We start from the raw sequence: 25,422 nt of genomic DNA, 5'->3' as shown, positions 1-25,422 counted from the left end.
ATATACTGTACACTTATACAGTATATGCATTTTAGGTTGTGTTATGTTTGTTATTCCCATTTATATAGAGGCCGGTGTATGCGGATTTGAGTCACCTGCAGCACAATATACAGAGCTTGGCGTTTCACTTGATGAGTTATTAATAAAGCATCCTGATGCCACGTTTATTGGGATAGCGTCTGGGTGCTCTATGCAAGAAATTGGTATTTTTGAGGGCGACTTACTGTTGGTTGACCGTGCAGAAATACCAAAAGATGGCGATGTTATTGTGGCTAACTTAAATGGTTTATTTGTATGTAAGCTGCTTGATAAGACCAATGCACGCTTGCTATCAGCCTCTTCTGCTTATAAGCCGGTGCAATTGACTGAGTCAGATGAGTTTCAGCTTGAAGGTGTGGTAACTCGCTCTATTAGGCTGCATCGCCAGAGTCCTGAGTTACTTTCATGTATGCCTTAGTTGATGCCGTTGCTTTTTATGCCAGTGCAGAAAAAGTATTTGACCCCGCTATTCGCTCAAAACCTGTGGTGGTGCTTACCAATAACGACGGTTGTGTGTGTGCGGTCTGCCCAATTGCGCGTAAGCTTAATATTCCTAAATTTGGCCCTTACTTTAAAGTTAAGCAGTTACTAGAACAAAACAATGTGGTTGTACGCTCTAGTAACTATGAACTATACGCTAATTTAAGCGACCGGATGATGAGTGTAATTGGCCGCTTTTGTGACACCCAGCATGTTTACAGTATCGATGAATCGTTTTTACACTTTAATGGTTATCAACCTTTAATTAACGATTGGCAAGCATACGGGCAACTAATTAGGCGTACTGTATGGCGCGAAACCAAACTCCCTGTTGGGGTTGGCTTTGGGCCAACACCGACCTTAGCCAAAGCCGCTAACCATGCAGCTAAAAAACTAACTGGCTTTAATGGTGTTGCAGTGATTGACGATGAAGTAAGTCGCCGCACTATTTTGCAACGAATGCACTGCCAAGATGTTTGGGGGGTGGGCAAACGTTTAGCTAAAAAGCTGGCTCTCATGGACATTCATACCGCGTGGCAACTGGCTGAGCAAAGCCCAAAAACAATTCGCCGCCAATTTAGTGTGGTGCTTGAGCGCACAATTAACGAGCTCAACGGCATTACCTGTTTAAACTGGGATGATGTACGCCAAGATAAACAAGCTATTTTTTCAACTCGTAGTTTTGGTCAGCGACTTTGCGACCCCGATGCAGTTAAAACCGCCCTAATAAATCATGCTAGTGTAGTTGCACAAAAATTAAGAGCGCAACAGTCGCTCACTCATCGTATTTATATTTTTGCTGCCAGCTCATCACATGAACACGCCTTTTATAAAAAGTCAGTTATGCATCAATTTGATCCGCCTACTAACGATACTCGCGTTATGGCCAATGCGGTATCAAAGAGTTTTGAGCAAATATATCAACCGGGAATTCGATTTTATAAATGTGGTGTGGGCGCATTAGAGCTCAGCCCGCAGCAGTTTCAACAACATCATTTATTTGATAAGCAAACCGATAACCCGCAGTTAATGAGCTGTTTAGATGCTATTAATCATAGATACGGTAAAGGAATGCTTAGCGTGGCGAGCAGCCAATTAAATGATCATTGGCATATGAACAGGGCTTTTTTATCGCCGCAATACACGACTCGTTGGCGTGATATTCCAAAAATACAGTGTTAGTCGGCAACTTTAATAAATTCACATTCTACACTCGGATTGTCCAATGTGTATTTAAGCGTATTGCTGGTTAAAAAAGTAATGCTTTGTTTAATCGTTCCTTCATGGATAGGATTATCACAGCGGCTCATGCGTAAGCTATTTTCTAGGCCATCTGTTTTATATTTTAGCGAGCTGGTAATAAAACAATAATTTGGTTTTTCAATGGTACGAGTACCATTGTGTAAGGAGTTAAACAAAATCTCTTTGCCTAAGCTAAAACCTTGCTCAGGATCTTCAGGGTTATTAAATTGTAATCGGCTATTAGTACATAACCCAGAATTACTGGAGGTCACTTCGTAATTGCCCAGCTTAGTTTGTAACAGCGGAATAAAGCGAGTTTTATTACTTGGGCCTGCTACTGCATAACAGCTAAAAAGGCTTATGGTAAGTAAAACCAGTGTGAAAAGTTTCATTATAGGCTCTATCCTCGTGTATCAAATATGATCAAGCACTGTGACTATGCTTAGCTATTTCTAACTATAACAGAGATTTACTATAAAAGATGTGAAGTCGTTATAGCATAAACACGTCTTTAAACTGTATTTAAAAATACGTAGCTAACAACAAATAAGATTACATTTTAAAACAGTTCAGTTAGTGAAATAAGAGGATGTGAAGGATAGCGCAAGCTGTATCAAAACCTAAGCAACATAAAATGCATTACCCCTAACCCAAAGTAATGCATTCATAGTCAAAAGTGGGCGATTACTGCCAATACTTAGCAAATAATTGCGGGTAATTTTGTTTTAAAAACTTAGGTTTGTCTTTAAAGCGCTTACCTTTAGGTTGTTCAAGCCCTGAGGGGATAAAGGGTAACTCATCGTCATTACGTTCTTCATATAACAAACCTGCAATTAGGTCATACTCATCTAAATACGGGTAAGGTTGCTCGTTTAAAAAATAAAGTGGTGTGCACTGTGCAAGGCTATCGGGGTTTTCTAACGCTGCTTTAAATACCGCTTCACCCCGAGAAATGAGCCAACAACGAAATTCAGAAAAACCATATTCATCATTACAACCAGCTATTACAAACGCCGCACCAAATAAATCCCAAGTATAACTTTGGCGCATACAAATACTAAACTGTTTATCAAATTCAATAAGCTGCTCGTCGGATAAATCACTCAATGCAGCCTTAAGGGATTGGCATACAGACTCAGGCTCTGCGGTTCTGTCGTTTACAGTTACCAATCGCCAAAAATCAGTTAAGGTTAAATCGCTCATGCAATGATCTCTTTTACCCGACCTACTTGACCATCTTCTAACTGTACTTTAATACCGTGCGGATGATTAGGTGACTTAGTTAATAAACGCGACACAATACCATTGGTTAAAGTACCACTGCGTTGATCTTGTTTAAGCACAATATTAACCTCAGTGCCGGGTGTTATTTGTGAACGTGTTGGAACAGCCATATATAATCTCTTTTGCTATTTTTGGGGATTATAGCCTGCTTAATAAAATCACTCCATATTAAAGCTTTTAAAGGCCCTATAAAGCATAATTCAAGCTAATGTGAAGAATAAACAAAACCCATCGTACACATTATGGCTGCTTAGAAAATGAAATGGCATTGGCTTTAATATGTATGTTCAAGCTGGCTAACGCATTACAAATAAGCTGCTCAATGTAATCAAACTGATTTTTTTGTTTAGCCTGCTCTAGTGCAATATCATCAATAAAATAACAACTTACTTTAAACTTAGAAGGTAAATTGTTTAAGTGTGCTGAATGGGTAAGAAAGCTAAAGTCCTCCACAATATCTTTTATTTGCTCACAAGCGAGCGTTAATTGCTGACGAATACGTTTATCTAGCTGCTTTTGGGTTTTGGTCATCGTTTATTGCTGCTCGCGAGCTTGTTGTTCTTTAAATTCTTTGTAACTGTCTTGCTGTTGTTTAACACACTCATGGTATTCCTTATCTGCCATGTAGCTGCATTCACCCAACCGCGCTGATTGAATTTCATGGTAGCGGCTATCGCTGCTACATCCCGCTAACACCAATAATGCGGATAACGAAAATAGATATTTTAACTTATTATTTAACATTCAAAATTCCTACTATTTTAACGGGAAAACTACTGATTTTCGTTATTTTTGCTGTATATTGCACTGGTTTTGTATTTATAACCGTTAAGGGCACGTTATGATGTTGTCGCAGTTACAAGAGCTGTTCCAGCGTATCGATAAAAGTAAACTATTTCAATCATTTGTTATTGCAGTTATTGTTGTTTCTGCATTGACCGTGGGCGCACATACTTATTCATTGCACCCAACCGCTGAACTCATTCTACATTGGATGGATATAGGCATAACGGTGTTTTTCTTAATTGAACTGATTATTCGCTATATTGCCAGCAAAGGTATCAAGGACTTTTTCTCCAAAGGTTGGAACATTTTTGACTTCATTATCGTGATCGGAAGTTTATACCCCGCGGCAGGCTCTACTATTTTTATTGCTCGACTGCTGCGTATTTTCCGCGTGTTACGATTAGTCTCAATGATCCCAGAACTGCGCTTATTAGTAAATTCGCTAATAAAAGCAATACCGCAAATGGGCTACATCGCACTACTCATGTTCGTTATATTTTATATTTATGCCGCCACTGGCAGTATGTTGTTTGCTGATATAAATCCGGTACTTTGGGGCGATGTGTCTATTTCTATGCTCACCCTGTTTAGAATAGCCACCTTTGAAGATTGGACTGACGTCATGTACGAAACCATGGCCGTGTACAAATTAAGTTGGATTTTTTACCTAACCTTTATCTTTTTAACTGCATTTGTGTTTTTAAATATGATGGTTGGCGCTATTTTAGAAGTGATGAGTGAAGAGCATCGCAATGCACGAGAAGAGCAAGCCAATATAGACTCACTCCCTGCCACCCAAGGCCAAGTAAACGAATTAAAAGCACAACTAGCAGAGTTAAAAGAACTACTTAAAAATAAGTAGCAGGGATAAAAAGGGCATGCATTTGCTTGCCCTTACACTTTAAATTTACCCACCAACCCCATTAAAATTGACGAAAGACGATTCATTTCGTTGCCGTTCTCACTGGTGGTCACGGCAATATCACTCACCTCATCAGCCGCATTTTTAATTTCAGTAACATTGCGGTTTATATCTTCAGCTACATGTTGTTGCTCTTCAGCAGCGGTGGCTATTTGGGTATTTAAATCGCTAATATGAACGATAGATGCCGTGATCTCACTAAATTGTTGCTGCGCCGAATGCGCAAGCTCGACAGTTTTATTAGTGGTTTCTATACTGCGTTGCATATCTTTAGAAACTTTAGATGACATAGTGCGTAGTTTATCAAGCTGTGAAGCCACTTCTTCGGTTGACTCAGCGGTTCGTTGTGATAACGCGAGTACTTCGTCGGCCACCACAGCAAAGCCGCGTCCGTGCTCACCGGCACGTGCAGCTTCTATTGCAGCATTTAAGGCCAATAAGTTAGTTTGTTCTGAAATACCGCGAATAACACTGACTATCGACATAATGTTTTCGCTTTCAGTATCTAGCTGAGTAATATCTGCTGAGGCATTGTTTATTACCTCACATAGCTGAACCACACTTTCCACAGTTTGTGTAATAACCGATTGCCCCAAGTCTGATGCTTGCTGTGTTTGAACAGCCAAATCCGCTGCATTTGCACAACTGCTAGACACTTCGTTCGCGGTGGCAGCCATTTCATTAATAGCCGTAGCTGCCATCTCTAAAGCTTGTTGCTGTTGGCTGGTGGAGCTTGTTAATTGTGCCGCTTGCGATGAGGTTTGTGATGAGGTTTTACTTACATTTTGCGCGCACTCATTAATTTGAGTTACCAGCTCGCTGATCAAGTTTAAAAATAAATTAAAGCTATTAGCCAGTTTAGCGGTTTCATCTTTGGTTTTTATTGTTAAGCGTTGGGTTAAATCACCGCCACCTTGCGATATTTCAGTTAAGCCATCACTCACTTCAACAATAGGGGCTGATATTAATTTAGAAATATAACTCGCTATAGCAACAAATACAGCAATTAATATCGCACTAATAACCAATATGGTATAAGCCATGGTATTCGCCGTGCTCATCACTTCGGCTTTCTCTACTACCCCAATAAACTTCCAGCCTAAGGTAGCAGAGGTATGAATATTAGCCATATATTGTTTACCATCTATCTCTACATCAAACAGCCCTTGGGTATTTTTAGCTAAGTCGGCGTATTTTCCCCCCCTCAAGATCTGCTAAGTTTTTAAATCGGTAATCTGGGTGTTTAACATCCACCAGCACACTGCCACTATCTTCAATCAACATTAAATAACCGGTTTCGCCTAATTTAATATCGGCAATAATATCGGTAAGCCCGCCTAATGATACATCCATTCCTTGGGCGCCAATTAATTGCCCGTTATCAATAATCGCTTTAACCGTAGTTATACGATGTTGCAACGTAAAATTATCACGCCTATTTTACAAAAAAAACTTGCTATATTCAGGTATGAGAGATGGTAAAGCGATCATCTAGCTACAATAAATTTATTTGTGCTTATTACTCTATCCGAATAATCATTATGATATTGAACTATAATTGGTTTAAGGGAATTTTAAGGTAGCTTATGCCGTTATCTTCAGCGGGAGGTGGGTTGCCAGCTCTAATATTCATTTGAATAGCAGGTAAAATTAAGCGAGGCATAGGTAATTCTTCGTCACGGCTATCGCGCATTTGAACAAACTGCTCTTTGCTTATTTTAGTCTTTACATGAATATTTGTTTCTTTTTGTTCTTTTACTGTGACCGCAAAACGGTGATTTCGTTTTTCAGTCGGATAATCATGGCATACATAGATTGTTGCCTCATCGGGCATCGAGAGTAGTTTTTGGATTGAATCGTATAATGTTTCAGAGCTACCACCTGGAAAGTCGCACCTTGCAGTGCCTACGTCAGGCATAAAAATCGTATCACCAACAAAAATGGCCTCTTCATTTATAATGTAAACTAAGTCGGCGGGTGTATGCCCCGGTGTGTGCATTACTCGTATCGATAACTGGCCAACATTAAAACTATCTCCATCTTTTAATAGTCGGTCAAAATCAGCCCCATTGGGTAAAAATTCTTTTTCAAGATTAAATAGCGCCTTAAAGCTTTGTTGTACCGTTTTGATATGTTCACCTATGGCGATTTTAGCACCAATGTGTTTTTTAAAATAAGGAGCTGCAGAGATATGATCGGCATGTGCATGTGTTTCGAGAACCCACTCTAATGAAAGAGAATGGCTTTGAAGGTACTCGCCGATTTTTTTGGCGCCTGATTCACAGCTGCGACCTGATTTATAATCAAAATTTAAAACGGGATCAATCAAGATTGCTTGCTGAGAGTTACTATCAGAAACAACATAACTAAAGGTTTCGCTATCGTCATCAAGAAATGCGTGAACATGAAATTTACTGTGCATAATATTCTCCAATAAGTCTGAACTCATCACTTGAATTAATAAAAATGACCGGAAGCAATAATATAAACGTTGGTAAAGGCCATGAAGATATTAGCGATTTAATTATTAAATAAAAAGGGCTAGCAAATGCTAACCCTCAAAGTAAATATTATTTATTATCAACAATAATACGTAACATACGACGCAGTGGCTCTGCTGCGCCCCATAAAAGCTGATCGCCTACGGTAAAAGCGCTAATATATTTTGGCCCCATGGCGAGTTTGCGAATACGGCCAACAGGTATACTTAACGTACCGGTTACTTTAACTGGGGTTAAATCGGTACTGGTAATGTCACGCTCATTAGGAATTACTTTAACCCACTCATTGTGCGAGGCTAAAATTTCTTCTATTTTTTCTACGCTAATGTCTTCACGTAATTTAATGGTCATCGCTTGGCTATGACAACGCATTGCACCAATGCGTACACATAAACCATCAATAGGCACAGGTTGTTTAGATGAGCCTAAGATTTTGTTGGCTTCAACTTGCGCTTTCCACTCTTCTTTTGATTGACCGCTTGGCATAGGCACATCAATCCATGGGATTAAGCTACCCGCCAGTGGCACACCAAACTGGTCTTGTGGCAAATCCCTTGATGCCATTTTTTCGCTGACTATTTTATCAATTTCTAAAATAGCTGAACTTGGGTTATCTAGTTGCTGTGCAACACTTGCATGAATAGCCCCCATTTGAGCTATGAGTTCTTTCATATTGCGTGCACCCGCGCCCGATGCTGCTTGGTAAGTCATTGGGCTTACCCATTCGATTAGGTCTTGCTCAAATAAACCACCCAGCGCTAGTAGCATAAGTGAAACCGTGCAGTTACCACCTACAAAGGTTTTAACGCCTTGCTCTAGCCCTTGTTCAATCACATCTTTGTTAACAGGGTCAAGTACGATAATACTGTCGTCACTCATACGCAGTGCAGAGGCTGCATCTATCCAATAGCCATCCCAACCTGATTCACGTAATTTTGGATACACCGCATTGGTATAATCGCCACCCTGACAGGTAACAATAATGTCCATTTTTGCAAGCTCAGAAATATCGCTGGCATCTAAAAGCGGTTTAGCTGCACCCGCTAACTCAGGGCCAAGCTGACCTGCTTGTGAGGTGGTGAAAAAGGTGGTGTCGATATGTGCAAAATCATGTTGTTGTTCCATTCGCTCTAGTAACACTGAGCCTACCATGCCGCGCCATCCGACTAATCCTACTTTTTTCATTGTTTGTTCCACTGTTTGAGTCATAAGAAATACCTAATTCATTAAAAATTAAAATTCATTGCGTGAGATTTAATTTTTAGAACAGTTAATCTAGCACCCTATACCCTGCAAAACTAGTCAATAACAGCTAACTTAAAATTATTTCATATGCTTTTTTTAATTCTGAAATTAATAACGGCACAAAAAAAGCCCTACACAAGGTAGGGCAATTATTGTAAGTTTTTATATTCGCCTTCCTAGGCTATTTTGAATTAGAACTGATATTTGTACTCAACAGAGAACTCAGTCCCTTTTTCTTTTGAGCGAGTTAGCGTACCAGCAGATTCAATTTCTGATTTTTGCCCCAAAATATTAAGCACTTTAAACTTAATACTTGAGTTAAAATCAGGGTAGTAAGTATAATTCAAATCAACTGAGTGGAATGGCTGTTCCATCCAATCATCTTGCCCTTCTATACCAGGGATAATAATACGCTCACCAAATACGTTATAAACCAATGTTGCAGCATGTTCACCTGATGGTGCATCATAGCCAAGCTGCATATTCACAACATATTTAGAATGTCCCGTTAAACGACGTTTAGTATTAGTGATCGCCGCAGATACACCAGTTTGATCAACAATAGCTTGACGGTCTAGGTTTATCTCAGAATCACTGAGTGTAACATTACCACTCATAAATACATCTTGCCAAAAACCACCTAAGAAAGTGAAATCTTTAAGATAATCAAACTCAACGCCGGCAACATAGCCATCTTCAGCATTGGCAATACGTACAAGTGGCGGTCCATCTTGAGAAGGAGATTGCACCGACTCAATTGGATCAATCATGTCTTTATAAAACAGACCAACAGAGAAGTTTTCACCAGTATCAAAGTAGTTTTCCCAGCGGAAATCGTAATTTTTGATTTGCGTTGTACGTAATCCAGGCGTACCGCCAACAGGATATTCAGTTAACGGATCAATGTAAGTAGATTCAGATATCTCACGTAAATCAGGACGTACAACCGTTTCACCGTAGCTTAAACGCCATTGTGTTTGGTCGTCCTGAATATAAGTGAATGCAAGCGCACCATAAATATCATCTTCTTGAAACGCTAAGTTACCTAAATCATCATAATCGATTGAAGGATCTAAGCCACCAGTAAACGGGTCAAGTGGCACTGACACTTGCCTGAAATCTTCCCAACGTAAGCCACCTGTCAAACGCCATTTATTATTGAAGAAAAAATCAGCTTCAAAATAATAAGCATCTGTTTTTTGTGCTGAGCGGTAATCATCACCTGCAAACGTTGTATCATTAAGTATGGGTAGATTTAGTTCTGCGTTAGCTATTGCATCATCAGAAAGAATCGTATTCAGCTCATTGCCATTTAAATCAAGGTCTTTAAATGCGCGAGTGTTTATGTCAAAGCGACGATTCGAAGCTGAGCGCTCTTTAGAGACATAATCAGCACCTGATTTTAATTCTATATCCAAACCATCTAACATGATTGGAAAAGTAAAATTAAACCCGTAGTTTTCTACTTCATCATTAAGGTCTTGGAATGTATAACGAGCAGCCGTTGTGGCATTGGTTAATGCGATTTCATTAACTAAATCATAATTACCATCTTCGTTTGCATCATTTACAATGAACCGCGTCTGCATATTTCCTGGTGCATAACGGTTTGAGCGGCCGTTTGAGTATTTCCAATCAAAACCTGCATAGTTAAGAAAATCGAATGTATGCATGCCTTTGATTTGGTTTACTATTAACTCTCTCTCTTCATACCTTACATCGTAAGAACGAATACGCTTATTATCAGACTGGTTATTATTCTCATCAATACCTAGACGATCACGAATTTTATCTTCGGTGTCGCGTAAAATCAGCGTACTAAGGTCAATGCGATGAGCATTATTATACTCAATACCAAAGTTTACCATTCCAGACATTTTCACATTATGCTCAGTGGCAATGATTTTATCGTAACCACGCACCATAGCAGCACTGTTCTCACCTAAACGGAAGTCTTCGCCTTGGTACTCTTCGCCAACAAAATATTTGTTATCATAGCTAACCGCTGATAAAAAGCCGTAACGCCAATCACCTGACTCAAAACTATTACCCAGTGTTGCTGTAAACTTAGTATTGGGGTTTACACTTGTTGCTTGCGGGTCATAATCACGGTTTAAATCAAGTGCTAAAGCACGACTTTGCTCTGGTGTGAGATCATCTAATGATTGCCCAGAGTTATAAATATCCATGATTGAATCTGGTATTTCACGGGTGCCATCATCAACACCATACCAGTCATTCGAGCCGCCATTGTACTCAATGCCATCATCAAAGTTATTGGTGTTATAACCAAGCTGACCTGATACATCAAAAACAAATTGGTCTGGAATGCTTTTTAAGCGTATATCCACATTACCACCACCAAAAGAGGCTGGCATAGAAAGAGAATAAGACTTTTGCACAGACAAACTTTCAATAATTCCTGATGGAAATAAATCAAGCGGGATGACTGAGCGGGTCGGATCAGGACTTGGCACTGCTGCACCATTTAACTGAGTACTTGAATAGCGCTCACCTAAACCACGTACATAAATAAATTTACCATCGACTAAAGTTAAACCCGTTACACGGCGTAACGCAGATGCCGCATCACTATCGCCACTACGGGATATTTGGTCAGCACCCATAATATCGGCAACAAATGCTTGTTGTTTTCGCTCTTCAAGCACGGCTGTTGCAGTGCCTTTTAAACGACTTGCGCTAACCACAACCTCCTCAAGTACAGCCTCATCTTCGGCTTCAGCAGCATGTGCTGAAACGCTTAAACTACATAAAATTGCTGCGGAAAGTGTGGATAAGCAAAACTTTTTAGAAAACTGTTTCATGTTTACCTCTATCTGAAATAAGTTACAGAAAGTGTTAAAAAAGGTACTAGTACTATGTGCTAGCACCCATTCTTACTGTGTTATTCCAGACCTACTGTCCAGCCAGCTGTCCAGTCATTATCACTCGATACAGCACCAATATGTGATGTAGTATCGAAGAAGCTATCTACAGCGTTTACATCTGTAGGAGTTGTTATATCAATAGTATAGATACCATTAACTACGTCAGTTTGTCCTGATGCTACTAAGTTACCTAACGTCGCTGTCCACCAGTTTTCTACGCTAAAATCAACACCACTTGGGTCTTTGAAGTTCTCAGAACAGGCGATAACCGATGACTTAATCGTTAAGGTGCCATCTTGTGCATTTTTAACTGTTTCACTTTCAGTAAATATTGGTGCACCATTTTCATCTACTGGAATACCTTCAACCTCTAGACACTCACCCATGCCTACTGGGCCTGTTACAATCGTGTTATAGATTTGCGCACCCGTTCCCTCACGGAAGTACATGCCTTCACCGTCATCTTCACCTTTAAAGGTATTACCAATAATGGTTAAGTTAGCAATCATTGGATTTGATTTAGGCATTTTAGATGGTGTTTTACCGTCATTATCGGCTTCTATACCACGGTTAGCATCTGAGTTATCTGCAGCTTGCTTAACAAGGATGTGCTGAAGCTTACCTTGGAAACCATTATCCCAATCGATGCTGTCATCTTGAATACTAGTTAGCACAAGGTATTTAGCCTGCACATTACCACCAAAGAACTCAACACCGTCATCAGCATTTTGATGAACTTGTAAATACTCTACAGTAGTACCAGAACCCACAGCACCAAACGTAATACCGTTAATTTCATTACCAGGTGACAGTAAGTAGCCGCCATTCATAACGCGAACATAACGTAATGTTCCAGAATTATCTGCAGTGTCAGTACCACCAAAAACAGCACCGGCTTCAACACCTTCAACTTGTAGCGCACACTCGCCTGTTTCTGGACATTTATTAGATGGCGCATTACCTAGTAGTACTAAACCGCCCCATTGACCTGCTGCCGTTGCTTGACCAGCAACATCTTGACTTGAAGTAAATGAAATAGGCTTATCTTTAGTACCGTTGGCTTCAATTTTAGAGCCACGGCTAATGACAATATAATCTTTACCGTTACGACCATAAACAGTAACGCCAGGCTCGACAGTTAGAGTTGCAGAGTCAGCATTATCATTACCAACAAAAACAGCGCCATCAACTGCGTATAAGTTACCCGCTGTTAATGTTAAGTCTGACGTTATACGGCCAGATATTTCACATGTTGTCGTTACGTTATCCGCTGGTGAAATTGAAGTAGTACCTGCAGGACAACCAGCAACTGCAGCAGGTGCTGTCACTTCTCCACCACCATAACCAAATGCCCAACCTTCACGCCAATCGTCAGAATCATTTAGAGCACCGACAAAATCAACCGTATCAAAGAAGGCATCAACCGTATTAGCAACATCTTGTCCTGCACCTAGTAGTGGCGAACCAGCAATTGGTTGACCATTCACACCAAGCATAGGCTTGTCGTTGATCACATTACCTGTTTGTTGACTAAACCAAGACTCAAGCGCAAGCAACGTAGAACCGTCAGCACCTTTTGGATCTTTAAAATTCTCACCATTGGTACATGACATAAAGGTGTTTTGCATCAAAATAGTGCCATCATTAGCATTATTAACGGTTTCACTATCAGAGAATAATGCATCTCCGTTATCATCCAGCGCAATACCTTCTAATTCTAAGCACTCGCCCATTTCATCAGAGCCTGTGATCACTGAATTATATAAATGTAAGCCGGTACCTTCACGCAGGTAAATGCCTTCGGCTTCATCTTCACCTTTAAAGTTATTACCAATAATGGTTAAGTTTGAAATAATAGGCAAAGACTTAGGCTCTTTTGATGGCGTTTTACCATCGTTATCGGCTTCAATACCGCGGTTAGCATCAGTCGAATTTTTATCTTGCTCAACATACACAAACTGCATTTTACCTTGATAACCGTTATCCCAATCAATACTGTCATCGTCGATGCTCGTTAAAACAACATGCTTTAAGTTAACTGCACCACCGAAAAACTCAACACCGTCATCAGAGTTATTATGTACTTGCAAGTAATCAACGGTAGTACCTGAACCTACGGCACCAAAGGTAATACCGTTTAGCTCATTACCGGTTGAAAGCTCGTAACCAGCGTTTTTAACAACAACATATTTTAACGTACCAGAGCTATCCGCATTATCAGTACCGCCAAATACCGCACCTGCTTCCACACCTTCAACTTGCAGTGCACAATCACCTTCAGCAGGGCATTTATTTGAAATACCATTCCCAAGTAAAACCATGCCGCCCCATTGTCCAGAGGCTGTTGTTTCGCCCATTACATCTTGTTTTGATGTGAAAATGATAGGGTCGCTTTTGGTCCCTGTCGCTTCAATTTTAGAATCACGGCTTACGACTAAGTAATCAGACCCATTGTTACCAAAAATAACGGCTCCAGGTTCAATGGTAAGGGTTGCGCTATCTGCTTTATCTTTACCTACAAACACAGCGCCATCTAATGCCCAAAATGCATCCGTCGTTAATGTCGTATCTTCAGTGATTTCACCTGAAAGCACTTGCACTTTTACTTCACGACCCAAGGCAGCTGAAGCTTCAGTAGAAAGACTTTGACTATATTCACCTGGAAGATCAGTTGGCACTGGTGGTGTAGGTGGTGTAGGTGGTGCTACTGTTTCTTCAACATTAATATTAATATCACCACCGCCACAACCAGCGAGTGTAATTGCAGAAGCCAAAAGGCTGATCTTAAATAAACCAGATAATTTCATTGTTCACTCCGTTAAGATATTTAATTATTTTATTAGCGCATTAAGTAAAAACCCAAGTCACGTTAAAACACGAAAGTCATGCTTTAAGATCACTTGAGTTTTTCAACGAGCACTACCTTACGGGAGCTATGTGACAATACAGTTACACTTTAATAAACATAAAATGACAATGTAATTTATTTAAATAACAACCTGTTATGATAAATTTAAACGAAAAAAACCGCCCTAAGGCGGTTTTGGTGTTGCGATTATAAAACAGGTTTTGTAATCAAACTGGCAGCGTTTAAATTACAATAGTAGCGTTGGCAAATTATAACAATGCGGTGCGTAATGTTTCCGCGTGTAACTTTTCACGCTTGACATATTTGATCCATTGTTCAGCCAATCGCTGCGATTTTTTGTGTTTCTCGGCTTGCTCAAACGCTAAAATAGAGGCATCAAAATTTTGCATGCTGTATTGGGCCATACCTAATGCAACATAAGCGTTGGATTCAAAATCAAGTGAACCTTTATCTAATGCTAACCGAGCAGCATCAGCGGCATCTTCAAATTGCTCTAAGTTAACAAGTACTTCAGCCATACGTTGATCGTACTTACCGTGTTCCGAAAGCTCTGCCGCTTTTGCAAAATAACTAACTGATTTATTATCTTCTTTAGCTTGCACCATGGCTTCTGCGATAAATGCATAATTCTTCGCAGACTTTTCAGCAACGCCTGATTCAATCGCTTTACTCATTACACTGGCTGCTTTATAAGCAAGCTGATTATATAAATATACCTGCGCAAGCTGCCTTAAGTCAGATTTAGAGGTTAAAAATCCTTGCTGGTAAGCCGCTTCTAAAACACTAAGCTGCTGTTTTTCTTGCCCAGTTTCACCATACATACCGGCTAATTGGACCCAATACTCAGGTTTATTGTAAAGCTTTACCATACGCTCAAGTACGCTCACTACTTTATCGGTTTGGTTAAGTGAGTAATACATAGCGCGTTGCAGTACCAGCCAGTTTTCTTTGGGTACTTTGCCTTCGCTATCACTTAAGTTAATGGCTTGCGTAATGTAACTCAGGCCTTGCTCATAGTCTTTTAATTGATAGTAGGTTTGCGCCCTTAATAAATAATAGGCGTCGGTTTTAGGCTTAGTGTTTATAGCATCCCATTTGTCTAAAAATGCAATCACCTTTTTATAGTCACTGTTAGCCATAGCAAGCTGCGCAAGGCTGAATGTTGTGCTCAGGCGTAGTGTTTCTGGAATGCCATCTTCGGCAATCACTTTTTCAAATGAAGCAATCGCTTTTACAAGGTCGTTTTCATTGTAATAAATAAACCCATAAAAGTTATGCATCATCGCAATTTCATAAGAGTTCATACTTGATGAGCGCGCTTGTATGCTGTCAAGCGCAGCCAAGCCCGCTTTACTGTCGCCATCATCCGCAAGTTTTTGGGCGCGAGCTAATTGGCTGTATACTTTTTCACGCAGTGCGGGCACTCGTGTTGTTTTTTGCTGTTCAGCGGCCTGTACTGTCGCCAAGTTTATACCCGGAAATACACTCAATGCACTTGGTGTAACAACGCTGGCACTGATTGCAACAGTGCACAACATACTCAGCTTTAATAGCTTGGTTGTTAGTTTTAATTTCATAATTGCCTCACGTTCACTCTTTGCTTACTTAACAGAATTAACCATTAATTTGAAAAGAAATTTTATTTTGCACACCGGCTACTTCAACAGCTTCACCATTAACCACGCGCGGTTTATATTTAAATTTAAGGGCCGCATCCATCGCTGCTCTGTCAAATAATGACTCTGGCTCGGCTTTAATAACTTGCGGCTCTTTAACCGTGCCTTGCTTTGTCACTGTAAATTCAACAATGACATACCCTTCAATACCACGCGATAACGCACGCCTTGGGTATACCGGTGCTACTTTTACTATGGGTAAATACTCACCATCACTGGTTTCTAACGCTAATCCACCCGCTAGATTTACATCCGCATCGACATTGGCAGCAAAATCAAAGTTGTTGCTAGCAGCGTTGTTATCGCTACTTTGCATTTGTGGCGATTCCATTGGCGGTGGTGGCTCTTTAGGCGTTGGCGGCTTTTGTGGTTTACGCTCCTTTTTTTGTACCGTTTCTTCTTTTTTCAAACGGACAAAATCTAACACATTCCCTTTGGCAGGCTCCGTCATGGCGCCTTCACCACCGGTGATCAATGCCTGCATACCTAAAAACAGGATAAAGGTCACCACACCCGCTATAATTAACGCAAGTACATAACGCATCACTCGTTACCCTTCTTGAGCCGCTATTGAAACATCAAATACACCCGCTGCACGCGAGGCATCCATGACTTTTATCAAGGTTTCTGTGGTGGCTTTTTTATCGGCCTGAATAACTACACTGCCTTGTGGATTTTCAGCTTTTAAGCGCTCAATGTTGGCTTGTACAGCGCGTACATCAATTTGACGTTTATTGATCCAAATTTCGCCTTGATCTGAAATGGCCACTAATATGTTAGCCCGCTCTTTTTTAACTGCGGTTGCCGCTTCTGGACGGTTTACATCAATACCCGCTTCTTTAACAAACGAGGCTGTCACGATAAAGAAAATAAGCATAATAAATACAACATCCAGCATAGGGGTCATGTTTATTTCTTCTGCTTCGTCTTCTTGGAATAAATTACCTAATGGGGCTCTCATGTTATTTCTCCTAGAATAAGCGGTGATTATGTTCACCGCTTTTCAATAATTATTTAGTGGTCTAACACCATAGTGTCTTGCAACAATTCAACTTCACGCTTTGCTTTTCGTTGTAAATAGGTTGAGGCAAACACCCCAGATAACGCACCGACCATTCCTGCCATTGTCGGTATGGTTGCTTTTGACACACCTGATGCCATAGAGCGTGCGCTGCCTGTACCTGTAATGGCCATTACATCAAAGACTTCTATCATCCCTGTAACTGTGCCAAGCAATCCTAATAGTGGACACAGCGCCACCATTACATTAATCAGCGGTAAATTTGCGTTTAAACGCATGCTGGCGCGTGAAACCATGGCTTGGCGTATTTGCTCTGCGTTCCAGCTGTTGCGTTCACTGCGCGTTTTCCACGTATTTTTAACGTCTTTTTTGTAGTGCCGATAGCCATTAAAAAAGTACATAAATCGCTCGAGTATCAATAACCACATCGCGAAAATTAACACGGCAATGACCAAGAGCACTTGGCCACCTGTGTCGAGAAAATCACGGATAGCATTGATTGAATCAATCAATAGCACCATGGTTTAGGCTCCTTTCTCGCTTCGCTCGGCAATAATACCTGCACTTTGTTCTTGTAAAATAAGCAGTAAACCTTTTGAGCGAGTATTCAATAAGGTGTATAAAAACACCGTTGGAATGGCAACAACAAGACCTAATACCGTAGTAACCAGGGCTTGCGAAATACCGCCCGCCATTAGTTTAGGATCGCCAGTACCAAATAAAGTAATTGCTTGGAAGGTATTAATCATCCCGGTTACCGTACCGAGCAAGCCAAGTAATGGCGCTACCACAGAGATAATTTTAATAAGCGTTAAATTACGGGTGATTTTTGGCATTTCGCGTAAAATGGCTTCGCTTAACTTAAGTTCAAGCGTGTCGTAGGCCACATTTGGGTATTGATCTTTCACTTTCATGACGCGCCCTAACGGGTTGTCATCACGGGGTGTATCGTCTTTTAATTGACGACGGATTTTTCCACCCATCAGCATGAGCGATACAAAACGCTCTAGCGCAATTAATAACGCTAATAAACCAACGCCTAAAATAACGTAACCGACCGCACCACCTTGGTGAACTTGCTCGCTGGTATCAGGGGCTTGTACTAACAAACCTAAAATTGAGCCGCCTGTTGGGTCAAGCGCAAACGGTACAACACCCGTGTTTGCTTGCTGCAAATCAGCCGCAGTCGCAGTAAAGCGGCTACTTGGTTGGCGAGTAAGCTGGCTAATGGTATTGGTGGCCGGTGTATACTCTAAGTACTGACCGTCACTAATAAGGTTAAATGCACCCACACGTACCACTTCTTTTTGTACTTTATTGCCACCGTCAACAATTACATCAGTATTGAAGCGGCTTACTTTTCCTTGTTCGGTCATTTCGCGTTGTAGCTCAAACCAAACCTTTTCTATATCTTCAATAGACGCAAGCTTTGAAGTTGAACCCATTTTTTGCGCCAATTCGTCCATAAAAGTACTACGCCCAGGTAACTGTGCCGATACCACAGAGGTAGCAAACTTGTTACTTGAATCGCCAGCGACTTGTTGTAGCACACCAAATAGCTCTTTTAATGAACCCATACGCTTTGATAAGGTATCAGTTAGATTAGCCAATTTAATTTCGTTTTCTTCAAATTGCGTCTCTAAACGCTCTGACTCGCTAAGCATTTGGTTACGTTTAGCTTGGGTGTTTTTAAGCATTTGCACTTGTTCATTTTGGCGTGCTGCAAATTCTTGTTCACGTTGTTTATTTTGCTCTGATTGCGCTGATTTACCCTGCTCTAAGGTTTTTAATAAGGCATCTAAATTCATCGGCTCAGCGGCAATGCTGGTGCCCACAAAGCTTAAACTGGCTGCAAACACGGCCATTTTTGTCATTTTCGTTAATAATTTCATGGTAAACCTCTTATTCTGCAGCGTGAATTGGCAGTGTTAACATATCGGGGGCTAGTTGTTTGCGAGCAATGCGAAGCCCTTTATTAATTTGGCTAATGGTTGAATCAGGCAGTGCAACAAACGACTGTGACTGTTGATCCCAACTACCTGCTTGTTTGCCATCGCGGGTAAGGTAAATGAGTTCTAAACGGCCAATGCGCAGAAAGTCAACTTCACGTTCTTTATTGTCCACATCAAGCAATGCGGTATACGCTTCAATAGTGCGTCCGTAGTCAACCTCAACTTGATAAGCCTCTAAAACACGACGAAATTTTTCACTTGATGAAATATCAGCGCGTTCCATCATTGCATTTAATGATTCAAGGCGCTGCTTACGCTCTTGCTTTAAAAACGGCACATCTAAGGCAACAAACTGTTCAAGCCCGGTGATCATACGAAGCATTAAAGGGGTTATTTGGCGTTCAATTATCGATACTTGATCCATCGATAAATTAATCGACTCCATCTCTTCTATTTGATTATTTAACTGTTTGGTAAGCTGTGCGTTATAAACGGCTAGGCCATCTATTTCTTTATTTAGGGTTTTAAATTGCTGTAAACGCCCTTGCATTGAATCTGCAATCTTGTCTATTTTTGTTTGTGATTGCGCAGCTAAATTATTAATTTCGCTGCTTTTATCAATTACCGTGTTTAAATCATTGGCGTGGACTGCTGCACTTGCGGCTACAATACCAGCTAAAATTAATGGTTTAACGCCTTTCATCGTATACACCTTTGCTCGTTAATTAGCGGATTTGCTAGTGTTTATTAATCGCTTTAGCTCGTTTATAAAAAACAATTTAAAGCGAGATAGTTTCAATGAGCGAAAGTGTATAGATTAAAAATGACAAGCGTGTTGCGTAAAAAAGTCGCTTTTATGACAACGGTAATAAATTAGCCTTATTGGCCTATTTTACAATTCAGGGATGAAAATAGTGGGATTAAGTTTACAGGTAGGATTGTATTTCAATCAGGGTTTGTCGCCAATCTGTGTAGTTAATAGCAATAGGGTAAGCGCGATTGTTATGTATTAATACTAACGACGGAAAACCTTGAATAGGTAAACTGCGAACATAATTAAGCTCATCATCAAAGCGACGCTTAAGCTCATTAGAGTGAAGTAACTGTGCAAATAAACGGGCGTCTAAACCAATTATTTCGCTCAGTTTAATTAAAACCGCTTCATCCGATGGGTTTTGTGCCTGTAAATAATATGCCTGCTGTATTGCCGCTATCATCTGTGGTTCTTTGTTGAAGCTGCGAGCAATTAAAGCGGCCCTGCAAGAGGGATAGGTAGAACGGCGAGGTTGGCAGTCTCGCCAAAAATCAAAATTAAACTCTGTGCCTAACTGGCTGCTAATTTTTTGCCATATGGCTTGTAGTTGCAACTGCATATCCTGACTCATTGGCAAGTCAGTATCTGCAGCTAAACCACCCACTCTGTACTCAATGGGAAGTTTGTTTGCTAAGGCAGCCTCAAGCGCATGCCAAGTCGGTGCATAACCCCAGCACCAGCTACACATAGGGTCGTGTACATATATTAATTTACTCTGAGGCGTGTTGATCATGTACAGATACCACCTTATTTCTACCTTGCGCCTTAGCGCTGTATAAATACTGATCCGCTTGCTTTAACGCATTATTATAATCATCTACACTGTTAGCCTGAGCAATACCCATACTACACGTTAATGATACTCGCTGATGTTTGTCGGTTAGCATCACATGGTTTTGCACACATTCTCTAAAACGGTTGGCCAAAATGCTGGCCTCAAGGGTTGTTTGTTGCGGTAAAATAACCACAAACTCTTCGCCGCCATAACGTGCTTTAAGCGCTGTTGCAGGAAACTGAGACTCTAATAACTTAGTAAATTCAATTAAAACCGTATCACCAAAATCATGCCCGTAGCTGTCGTTTAATTGTTTAAACTTATCTAAATCAATGAGTAAAATAGACAGCGGCAAATAATGTTCTGGCCTTGAAGCAGCGAGCTTTAAAAAATGTGAGGTAATAAAACGACGATTAGGCGCCCCGGTAAGCTGATCGGTATGAGCATGCTGTTTTTGCTCTAAGGTGATATCAGCAATTGCTAAATGACTGCGGTGACGAAAATATTCACCTATAAACGAAAACACTAACACCAGCGAAAATGCAGCAACAAAACGGGTCTTTTCTACCGCGCCATAAATAACTTGCCCCATATCAGGGCCATACAACATAACAATACAGCTCAATAACATGGCACTGCTTAACCAGGCGCCAAACTTCACACCCAGTATGGCAAATGCAGCAACGGGATAAAACATTAGCCAATATAAAGCAGTGTTTTCTTTACCGCCGGTGTATACCAAAGCTAAGCACATCACAAATACAATCACTAAAGTGATGAGGGCGATTGCATCAATCTGCTTTGTTTTCATAAAATAAATAATACACCCTACAATCGTTACGTTAACCACAATTAACGCAATAGTAAGGATTGGTGCATACACGTGATGATTGGCAATTACTAAATAGGTAATTAACACCAAGGCAATCGCTATCATGGTAAATAACGAAAATACTTGGCGTTGTTTATCAAAGCTATAAACGCTGTCAATATTGATTAAATTGAGCCAGCTTGGCTTATTTATTTTTGTTTTACTGATCATACTTTGAATTTTTTAACCATGCGCTCTAAGTCACTAAATTGATGCTTAAGTTTGGTACACTCTTCCAAAGTAAGATTTAGGTTTGATTGGCCTTGAATCGATAAGTCGCTGATAACGTGAATATCGCTATGTAATGACTTAACCACTTGGTTTTGCTCATCCGTAGCATTAGCGACACTATGATTGGCGTCGGTTATTTGCTTAATCGCACTAATTATTTGTTTCATTACATCGCCAACCGCATCCGCTTGCTGAACACTTTTTTCACTTTCTTCTAAACTGGTTTTCATAAGCTCAACGGCAGAGCTTGAACCTTTTTGTAATTCAATGACGGTGTTTTCTATTTCTTGGGTTGATTGCTGAGTACGCTGTGCTAGTTGCCTTACTTCATCGGCAACAACCGCAAATCCTCTTCCCGCTTCACCAGCACGAGCCGCTTCTATCGCCGCATTTAAAGCCAGCAAATTGGTTTGCTCACTCACCCCTTTTATTACTGCCAGTACATTTCCTATATTAGCGGTATGCGAGTCTAAACTATTTATGGTTTCTTGCGCTTGCTCTATATTTTGTGACAGTTGATGAATACTTGAAACGTTGTTTGTGAGGGTCTGTTGATTCTTAGCACAGTATTGATCTGCATCTTTGGCAAGCGTCGAGGCATTACTGGCGCTGGTTGAAATTTCTGTTGAGGTGGCTGAAAACTGGTTGATTGCCGATGCCACACTATTGGTGCGCTCACTTTGGTCGTCATACATAGTTAATGTTGAGTCTGTCTGCGTAACCAATTTAGCAACTGCCGTTTCCAGTAACTGCGTTGAAGATTTAACCTGAATTATTGAATTTTGGATTTTTTCTATAAAAATATTAAACGAATTGCTCAATTGACCAAATTCGTCATCATTTTCTACGCTTAACCGACAGGTTAAATCGCCCTCACCCTGCGCTATATCTCTAATGGCATCATTGAGACGATACATAGGGCGCATCAAATAACGCAGTAAAAATTCCAGTGACGCAACAATCACTAAAATACCAATAATTAAAAATACAATTGCCTTTTGCCCAAACGAAGAAACACTTGAATACGCTTTATCTTTATTGACTACTACACCTAAATACCAATCAACGTTTTCAATACCACGAATTTTAGTAAAGGATACCAGCGAGGTTTCACCTGCTACTTGATACTCGGTGAATTCTCTTGCTAACGGTGCATTTTTACCAATTAAGTCAGCGACTGTTTTTGAATTTAATTTACTATCAGGGTGACTTAATATTTGCCCTTTATTATCAAGCAAAAAACCATAACCGAGTCCTAAAAAATCAATATCTCCAATAATTTCAGCGATGGTTTGCATATCAATATCTGCCCCCGCTACCCCTTTAAATTGACCATTACTATTAATAGGGGCAACGGCTGAAATTGTCAGTTCGTTGGTCGTTACATCGATATAAGGCGTTGTAAAAGCCGTTGTTGTTTTATTTTCTACTAATTTATACCAAGGGCGACTTGTCGCATCAAAATCGCTGGGGAGTACAACACTTTGATCATTTAAAATAAATGTACCCGATGATTTACCTATGTAGGTATTTTTAAAATCCCCCGCAAGCTCAGCGGTATTTAATTGCGAAAGCGTTAAAGGCTTGGCATCGTCATCTTGGTATGTTTTTGCGATAGAGATCACAATCGCTAATTTATTATTTAGCCAGCTTGCAATATTTTTAGAGACAGACTCAGAGTTTTGCTCTAGTACTAGCGATAACTGCTCTTGAGTTTGATGCCGCATTGAAAAATAATTATTTATGGTGAAAACACCTAGCACTAAAACTAACACTAATGATGCAGCAATGGTGATTTTGGAGGTGAATTTAAGCGAGCTAAACATAAGTACCTTAAGTATTAATCATTATTATCAGAGTCTTTTTAACAAATTTTTAACTGAATGTCTTAGCAAATATGACTTCAATGAAATTAAAGAACAAAAATAATAATAAATAACTAGTTCTTTCAAGGATGACTTTGCCACAGTGCGTTAAATTTATAGGCTAGCAGAGCCCAGATAAATAAGTGTTTAAAAGCACTATGGGGATAAATTTTATCCCCATAGTAACGCTTTACCTAAATTATTCATCTTGTTGGCACTGGCTTGTGATCGGTAATTGCCGAAGTACCTTCATCTGTGGATCTACAATAATATGATCAACAGGTTTAGCTTTAATGGTAATGACTCCTTCAATTGGTATATAAACTTGAAGCTGGCCATTAATTGAAATGGGTACTGGCATTTTAAAAGGCGTCGCATCTTTTTCACTTTTGCTCCAATATAAATTGGCCACGTTATTTTGACGTTCCATGCTTAGTGTTGGCAATGAAGCTTGTTTTAAATACACATCAAATAGCCAGTTATAGTCTTTTTTTGTAATGCGATTAACAATATCAATGAACTGCTGCGTGTTGCGATATCGGGATTGAATTGGGTAACTGAGGCTTTGCGTGTCGCTACTCCCGTAGATTAACTCGCGTGTTGCTTGCCAAAATAACTCATCACCAATTAACCAACGCAAAGTGTGTAATGTCCAGCCTCCTTTACCATAAATATCTGAGTTAAAAGCTTCTTTTGAGCTTAACTCACCCTCTTTAACAATAGGTTGGCAGTTTTTTATCCCTAAATAGGCTTTATACATTGCATGGTTATAAGCGGCCTCACCAAAGGTATATAAACTGTAAGACGGTTGCATGTAAAAGCCAAAACCTTCATGTAACCACGCATCATTCAATTGCTCGTGTGTCATTAAATTACCAAACCACTCATGCGCTAATTCATGCTGAATAAGCCAATCATAACCACTAGGGTCGCGAGTGTACCCTTTGCCATAAGCATTTATCGTTTGATGTTCCATGCCTAAATGAGGCGTTTCTACAAAGCCAAGTTTTTGTTGCCCCCATGGATATGGACCTAACACAGATTCAAAAAATGCCATTTGTTGATAAACATCGTTGGTGAGCAAATTACTGGCTTTTTGCCTATTTTCAGGTAACACCCAAAATTCCACAGGAATGTCAGTACCATTTATACTGGTATATTGCTGTTGAACACGCTCAAATGGGCCAATATTCAGCGCAATGTTGTAATCACTCGCAGGCTCAGATAAAAACCAATCAAACTCGGTAGTCTTGTTTTGTAATACAGTTATATTTTTTAGTACCCCGTTACTGGCAACATACAATCCAGTGGGTACCGTTACCCGTATACGCATACTATCGGCTTTGTCACTAAAGTGATCTTTACAAGGCCAAAATAAATCACAGCCCTCACCTTGCACCGCTGTTGCTATCCAAGGTTTACCATCGTTTGTTTCACTAAATACAAAACCACCACTCCATGGAGGGTTAAGCGCAATATGTGGCTTGCCTGAATAGTTAATGGCAACTTCAACCACTTCTCCAGGGTACTTTTTTTCATATAAGTTAATCGTGATCACACCATGAGAATGGAGAAATTCGGCTTTCTTATCAGCCACTGTTACTGTGTTTATACTAAAGCGACTATCGAGTTTTAGTTCAATTTGCTGAGTTTCTTTAACGACCCGAAATACTGTTTTCCCTGTGCCGGCTATCTGCTTTTCTTCTGGAAAAACGGCTAACTTAAGATCATAGAAAATAACATCGGTTGATTGAGCCACGCTAGATAATGGTTGACCAGTATTAGCAACGAGGGGATCTAATTTTGCAGGTTTGCTGGTGCAGGCACTGAGTATATATATCAATGTAACAACCAAGTAACACCTAATCACATGGTGCAAGAACAACATAAATAATAAGCTCTTATAATTATAATTTTTTAATATAATTACATAGTTTTACATTTATAGTGTTTAAAAAAGA

General features: G+C 40.1%; 24 protein-coding genes. 3 read left to right on the top strand and 21 right to left on the bottom strand.

Features of this window, described 5'->3' with window-relative positions:
- Positions 1-43: 43 nt before the first annotated feature.
- Together PSM_RS18195 and PSM_RS18190 are read left to right on the top strand one after the other, a co-directional pair.
- Positions 44-457: a LexA family protein gene (locus PSM_RS18195; RefSeq protein ID WP_013463339.1), complete on the top strand. Its 414-nt coding sequence runs from the start codon at positions 44-46 to the stop codon at positions 455-457.
- The gene (locus PSM_RS18190) at positions 445-1,701 is read left to right on the top strand and encodes a Y-family DNA polymerase (RefSeq protein WP_008468095.1); all 1,257 of its coding nucleotides are present in this window, start codon (positions 445-447) and stop codon (positions 1,699-1,701) included. Before PSM_RS18195 ends, PSM_RS18190 begins: the two co-directional genes overlap by 13 nt.
- On the opposite strand, the gene PSM_RS18185 is transcribed toward PSM_RS18190, so the two are convergent.
- From PSM_RS18185 to PSM_RS18165, 5 genes are all read right to left on the bottom strand, one after another.
- Positions 1,698-2,153: a hypothetical protein gene (locus PSM_RS18185; RefSeq protein ID WP_013463338.1), complete on the bottom strand. Its 456-nt coding sequence runs from the start codon at positions 2,151-2,153 to the stop codon at positions 1,698-1,700. The genes PSM_RS18190 and PSM_RS18185 overlap by 4 nt on opposite strands.
- A gap of 292 nt (positions 2,154-2,445) precedes the next feature.
- Positions 2,446-2,964, bottom strand: coding sequence for a DUF4240 domain-containing protein (locus tag PSM_RS18180; protein WP_013463337.1), 519 nt, complete (start codon positions 2,962-2,964; stop codon positions 2,446-2,448).
- Positions 2,961-3,155: a YwbE family protein gene (locus PSM_RS18175; protein WP_008468098.1), complete on the bottom strand. Its 195-nt coding sequence runs from the start codon at positions 3,153-3,155 to the stop codon at positions 2,961-2,963. Before PSM_RS18175 ends, PSM_RS18180 begins: the two co-directional genes overlap by 4 nt.
- Positions 3,156-3,285: 130 nt before the next feature.
- Entirely contained in the window at positions 3,286-3,576 is a 291-nt protein-coding gene (locus PSM_RS18170) for a hypothetical protein (RefSeq protein WP_013463336.1), read from the bottom strand.
- 3 nt (positions 3,577-3,579) lie between these two features.
- Entirely contained in the window at positions 3,580-3,789 is a 210-nt protein-coding gene (locus PSM_RS18165) for a hypothetical protein (protein ID WP_013463335.1), read from the bottom strand.
- 100 nt (positions 3,790-3,889) lie between these two features.
- On the opposite strand from PSM_RS18165, the gene PSM_RS18160 reads away from it, so the two are divergent.
- Positions 3,890-4,693: an ion transporter gene (locus PSM_RS18160; protein ID WP_174961923.1), complete on the top strand. Its 804-nt coding sequence runs from the start codon at positions 3,890-3,892 to the stop codon at positions 4,691-4,693.
- A gap of 32 nt (positions 4,694-4,725) precedes the next feature.
- Here the strand turns inward: PSM_RS18160 and PSM_RS18155 are convergent, their stop codons facing one another.
- The 16 genes from PSM_RS18155 to PSM_RS18085 all read right to left on the bottom strand — a co-directional run bounded on the left by PSM_RS18155 (position 4,726) and on the right by PSM_RS18085 (position 25,304).
- Positions 4,726-5,961 carry a methyl-accepting chemotaxis protein gene (locus tag PSM_RS18155; RefSeq protein ID WP_236613544.1) on the bottom strand — a complete coding sequence of 412 codons (1,236 nt, stop codon included), beginning with the start codon at positions 5,959-5,961 and terminating at the stop codon, positions 4,726-4,728.
- The gene (locus tag PSM_RS18810; protein ID WP_236613543.1) at positions 5,930-6,172 is read right to left on the bottom strand and encodes a hypothetical protein; all 243 of its coding nucleotides are present in this window, start codon (positions 6,170-6,172) and stop codon (positions 5,930-5,932) included. Before PSM_RS18810 ends, PSM_RS18155 begins: the two co-directional genes overlap by 32 nt.
- 133 nt (positions 6,173-6,305) lie before the next feature.
- The gene (locus PSM_RS18150) at positions 6,306-7,175 is read right to left on the bottom strand and encodes an MBL fold metallo-hydrolase (protein WP_013463333.1); all 870 of its coding nucleotides are present in this window, start codon (positions 7,173-7,175) and stop codon (positions 6,306-6,308) included.
- A gap of 148 nt (positions 7,176-7,323) precedes the next feature.
- Positions 7,324-8,463, bottom strand: coding sequence for an aspartate-semialdehyde dehydrogenase (asd, locus tag PSM_RS18145; protein ID WP_041695995.1), 1,140 nt, complete (start codon positions 8,461-8,463; stop codon positions 7,324-7,326).
- A 227-nt stretch (positions 8,464-8,690) separates the two neighbouring features.
- Entirely contained in the window at positions 8,691-11,324 is a 2,634-nt protein-coding gene (locus PSM_RS18140) for a TonB-dependent receptor domain-containing protein (protein WP_013463331.1), read from the bottom strand.
- Between the two features lie 80 nt (positions 11,325-11,404).
- Entirely contained in the window at positions 11,405-14,194 is a 2,790-nt protein-coding gene (locus PSM_RS18135) for a hypothetical protein (RefSeq protein ID WP_013463330.1), read from the bottom strand.
- A gap of 310 nt (positions 14,195-14,504) precedes the next feature.
- Positions 14,505-15,833, bottom strand: coding sequence for a tetratricopeptide repeat protein (locus tag PSM_RS18130; RefSeq protein ID WP_013463329.1), 1,329 nt, complete (start codon positions 15,831-15,833; stop codon positions 14,505-14,507).
- A gap of 37 nt (positions 15,834-15,870) precedes the next feature.
- A complete protein-coding gene (locus tag PSM_RS18125; RefSeq protein ID WP_013463328.1) occupies positions 15,871-16,476 on the bottom strand; it encodes an energy transducer TonB in 606 nt (201 codons plus the stop codon).
- Between the two features lie 6 nt (positions 16,477-16,482).
- The gene (locus PSM_RS18120; RefSeq protein WP_008111500.1) at positions 16,483-16,893 is read right to left on the bottom strand and encodes an ExbD/TolR family protein; all 411 of its coding nucleotides are present in this window, start codon (positions 16,891-16,893) and stop codon (positions 16,483-16,485) included.
- 53 nt (positions 16,894-16,946) lie between these two features.
- On the bottom strand, positions 16,947-17,474 hold the full coding sequence (locus PSM_RS18115) for a MotA/TolQ/ExbB proton channel family protein (RefSeq protein WP_008111501.1): 528 nt from the start codon (positions 17,472-17,474) through the stop codon (positions 16,947-16,949).
- A 3-nt stretch (positions 17,475-17,477) separates the two neighbouring features.
- On the bottom strand, positions 17,478-18,845 hold the full coding sequence (locus PSM_RS18110) for a MotA/TolQ/ExbB proton channel family protein (protein WP_013463327.1): 1,368 nt from the start codon (positions 18,843-18,845) through the stop codon (positions 17,478-17,480).
- Between the two features lie 10 nt (positions 18,846-18,855).
- Complete coding sequence (locus PSM_RS18105) at positions 18,856-19,608, bottom strand: DUF3450 domain-containing protein (RefSeq protein ID WP_013463326.1); 753 nt, start codon at positions 19,606-19,608, stop codon at positions 18,856-18,858.
- Positions 19,609-19,831: 223 nt separating this feature from the next.
- Entirely contained in the window at positions 19,832-20,452 is a 621-nt protein-coding gene (locus tag PSM_RS18100) for a DsbA family protein (RefSeq protein WP_013463325.1), read from the bottom strand.
- Positions 20,430-21,536: a GGDEF domain-containing protein gene (locus PSM_RS18095; RefSeq protein ID WP_013463324.1), complete on the bottom strand. Its 1,107-nt coding sequence runs from the start codon at positions 21,534-21,536 to the stop codon at positions 20,430-20,432. The genes PSM_RS18100 and PSM_RS18095 overlap by 23 nt, the downstream gene beginning before the upstream one ends.
- On the bottom strand, positions 21,533-23,422 hold the full coding sequence (locus tag PSM_RS18090; RefSeq protein ID WP_013463322.1) for a methyl-accepting chemotaxis protein: 1,890 nt from the start codon (positions 23,420-23,422) through the stop codon (positions 21,533-21,535). Before PSM_RS18090 ends, PSM_RS18095 begins: the two co-directional genes overlap by 4 nt.
- Positions 23,423-23,660: 238 nt before the next feature.
- Positions 23,661-25,304, bottom strand: coding sequence for a M1 family metallopeptidase (locus tag PSM_RS18085; RefSeq protein WP_236613542.1), 1,644 nt, complete (start codon positions 25,302-25,304; stop codon positions 23,661-23,663).
- Positions 25,305-25,422: the final 118 nt, after the last annotated feature.

It is taken from the genome of Pseudoalteromonas sp. SM9913 (genome assembly GCF_000184065.1).
GTDB lineage: Bacteria > Pseudomonadota > Gammaproteobacteria > Enterobacterales > Alteromonadaceae > Pseudoalteromonas > Pseudoalteromonas tetraodonis.
The sequence above is the reverse complement of the archived record's forward strand: the minus strand, read 5'-3'. Positions and strand labels throughout refer to the sequence as shown.

Coding starts and splice junctions, on each gene's coding strand:
- PSM_RS18195 (WP_013463339.1), top strand. CDS start 44: ATGTTTGTTATTCCCATTTATATAGAGGCCGGTGTATGCGGATTTGAG.
- PSM_RS18190 (WP_008468095.1), top strand. CDS start 445: ATGTATGCCTTAGTTGATGCCGTTGCTTTTTATGCCAGTGCAGAAAAA.
- PSM_RS18185 (WP_013463338.1), bottom strand. CDS start 2,153: ATGAAACTTTTCACACTGGTTTTACTTACCATAAGCCTTTTTAGCTGT.
- PSM_RS18180 (WP_013463337.1), bottom strand. CDS start 2,964: ATGAGCGATTTAACCTTAACTGATTTTTGGCGATTGGTAACTGTAAAC.
- PSM_RS18175 (WP_008468098.1), bottom strand. CDS start 3,155: ATGGCTGTTCCAACACGTTCACAAATAACACCCGGCACTGAGGTTAAT.
- PSM_RS18170 (WP_013463336.1), bottom strand. CDS start 3,576: ATGACCAAAACCCAAAAGCAGCTAGATAAACGTATTCGTCAGCAATTA.
- PSM_RS18165 (WP_013463335.1), bottom strand. CDS start 3,789: ATGTTAAATAATAAGTTAAAATATCTATTTTCGTTATCCGCATTATTG.
- PSM_RS18160 (WP_174961923.1), top strand. CDS start 3,890: ATGTTGTCGCAGTTACAAGAGCTGTTCCAGCGTATCGATAAAAGTAAA.
- PSM_RS18150 (WP_013463333.1), bottom strand. CDS start 7,175: ATGCACAGTAAATTTCATGTTCACGCATTTCTTGATGACGATAGCGAA.
- asd (WP_041695995.1), bottom strand. CDS start 8,463: ATGACTCAAACAGTGGAACAAACAATGAAAAAAGTAGGATTAGTCGGA.
- PSM_RS18140 (WP_013463331.1), bottom strand. CDS start 11,324: ATGAAACAGTTTTCTAAAAAGTTTTGCTTATCCACACTTTCCGCAGCA.
- PSM_RS18135 (WP_013463330.1), bottom strand. CDS start 14,194: ATGAAATTATCTGGTTTATTTAAGATCAGCCTTTTGGCTTCTGCAATT.
- PSM_RS18130 (WP_013463329.1), bottom strand. CDS start 15,833: ATGAAATTAAAACTAACAACCAAGCTATTAAAGCTGAGTATGTTGTGC.
- PSM_RS18125 (WP_013463328.1), bottom strand. CDS start 16,476: ATGCGTTATGTACTTGCGTTAATTATAGCGGGTGTGGTGACCTTTATC.
- PSM_RS18120 (WP_008111500.1), bottom strand. CDS start 16,893: ATGAGAGCCCCATTAGGTAATTTATTCCAAGAAGACGAAGCAGAAGAA.
- PSM_RS18115 (WP_008111501.1), bottom strand. CDS start 17,474: ATGGTGCTATTGATTGATTCAATCAATGCTATCCGTGATTTTCTCGAC.
- PSM_RS18110 (WP_013463327.1), bottom strand. CDS start 18,845: ATGAAATTATTAACGAAAATGACAAAAATGGCCGTGTTTGCAGCCAGT.
- PSM_RS18105 (WP_013463326.1), bottom strand. CDS start 19,608: ATGAAAGGCGTTAAACCATTAATTTTAGCTGGTATTGTAGCCGCAAGT.
- PSM_RS18100 (WP_013463325.1), bottom strand. CDS start 20,452: ATGATCAACACGCCTCAGAGTAAATTAATATATGTACACGACCCTATG.
- PSM_RS18095 (WP_013463324.1), bottom strand. CDS start 21,536: ATGATCAGTAAAACAAAAATAAATAAGCCAAGCTGGCTCAATTTAATC.
- PSM_RS18090 (WP_013463322.1), bottom strand. CDS start 23,422: ATGTTTAGCTCGCTTAAATTCACCTCCAAAATCACCATTGCTGCATCA.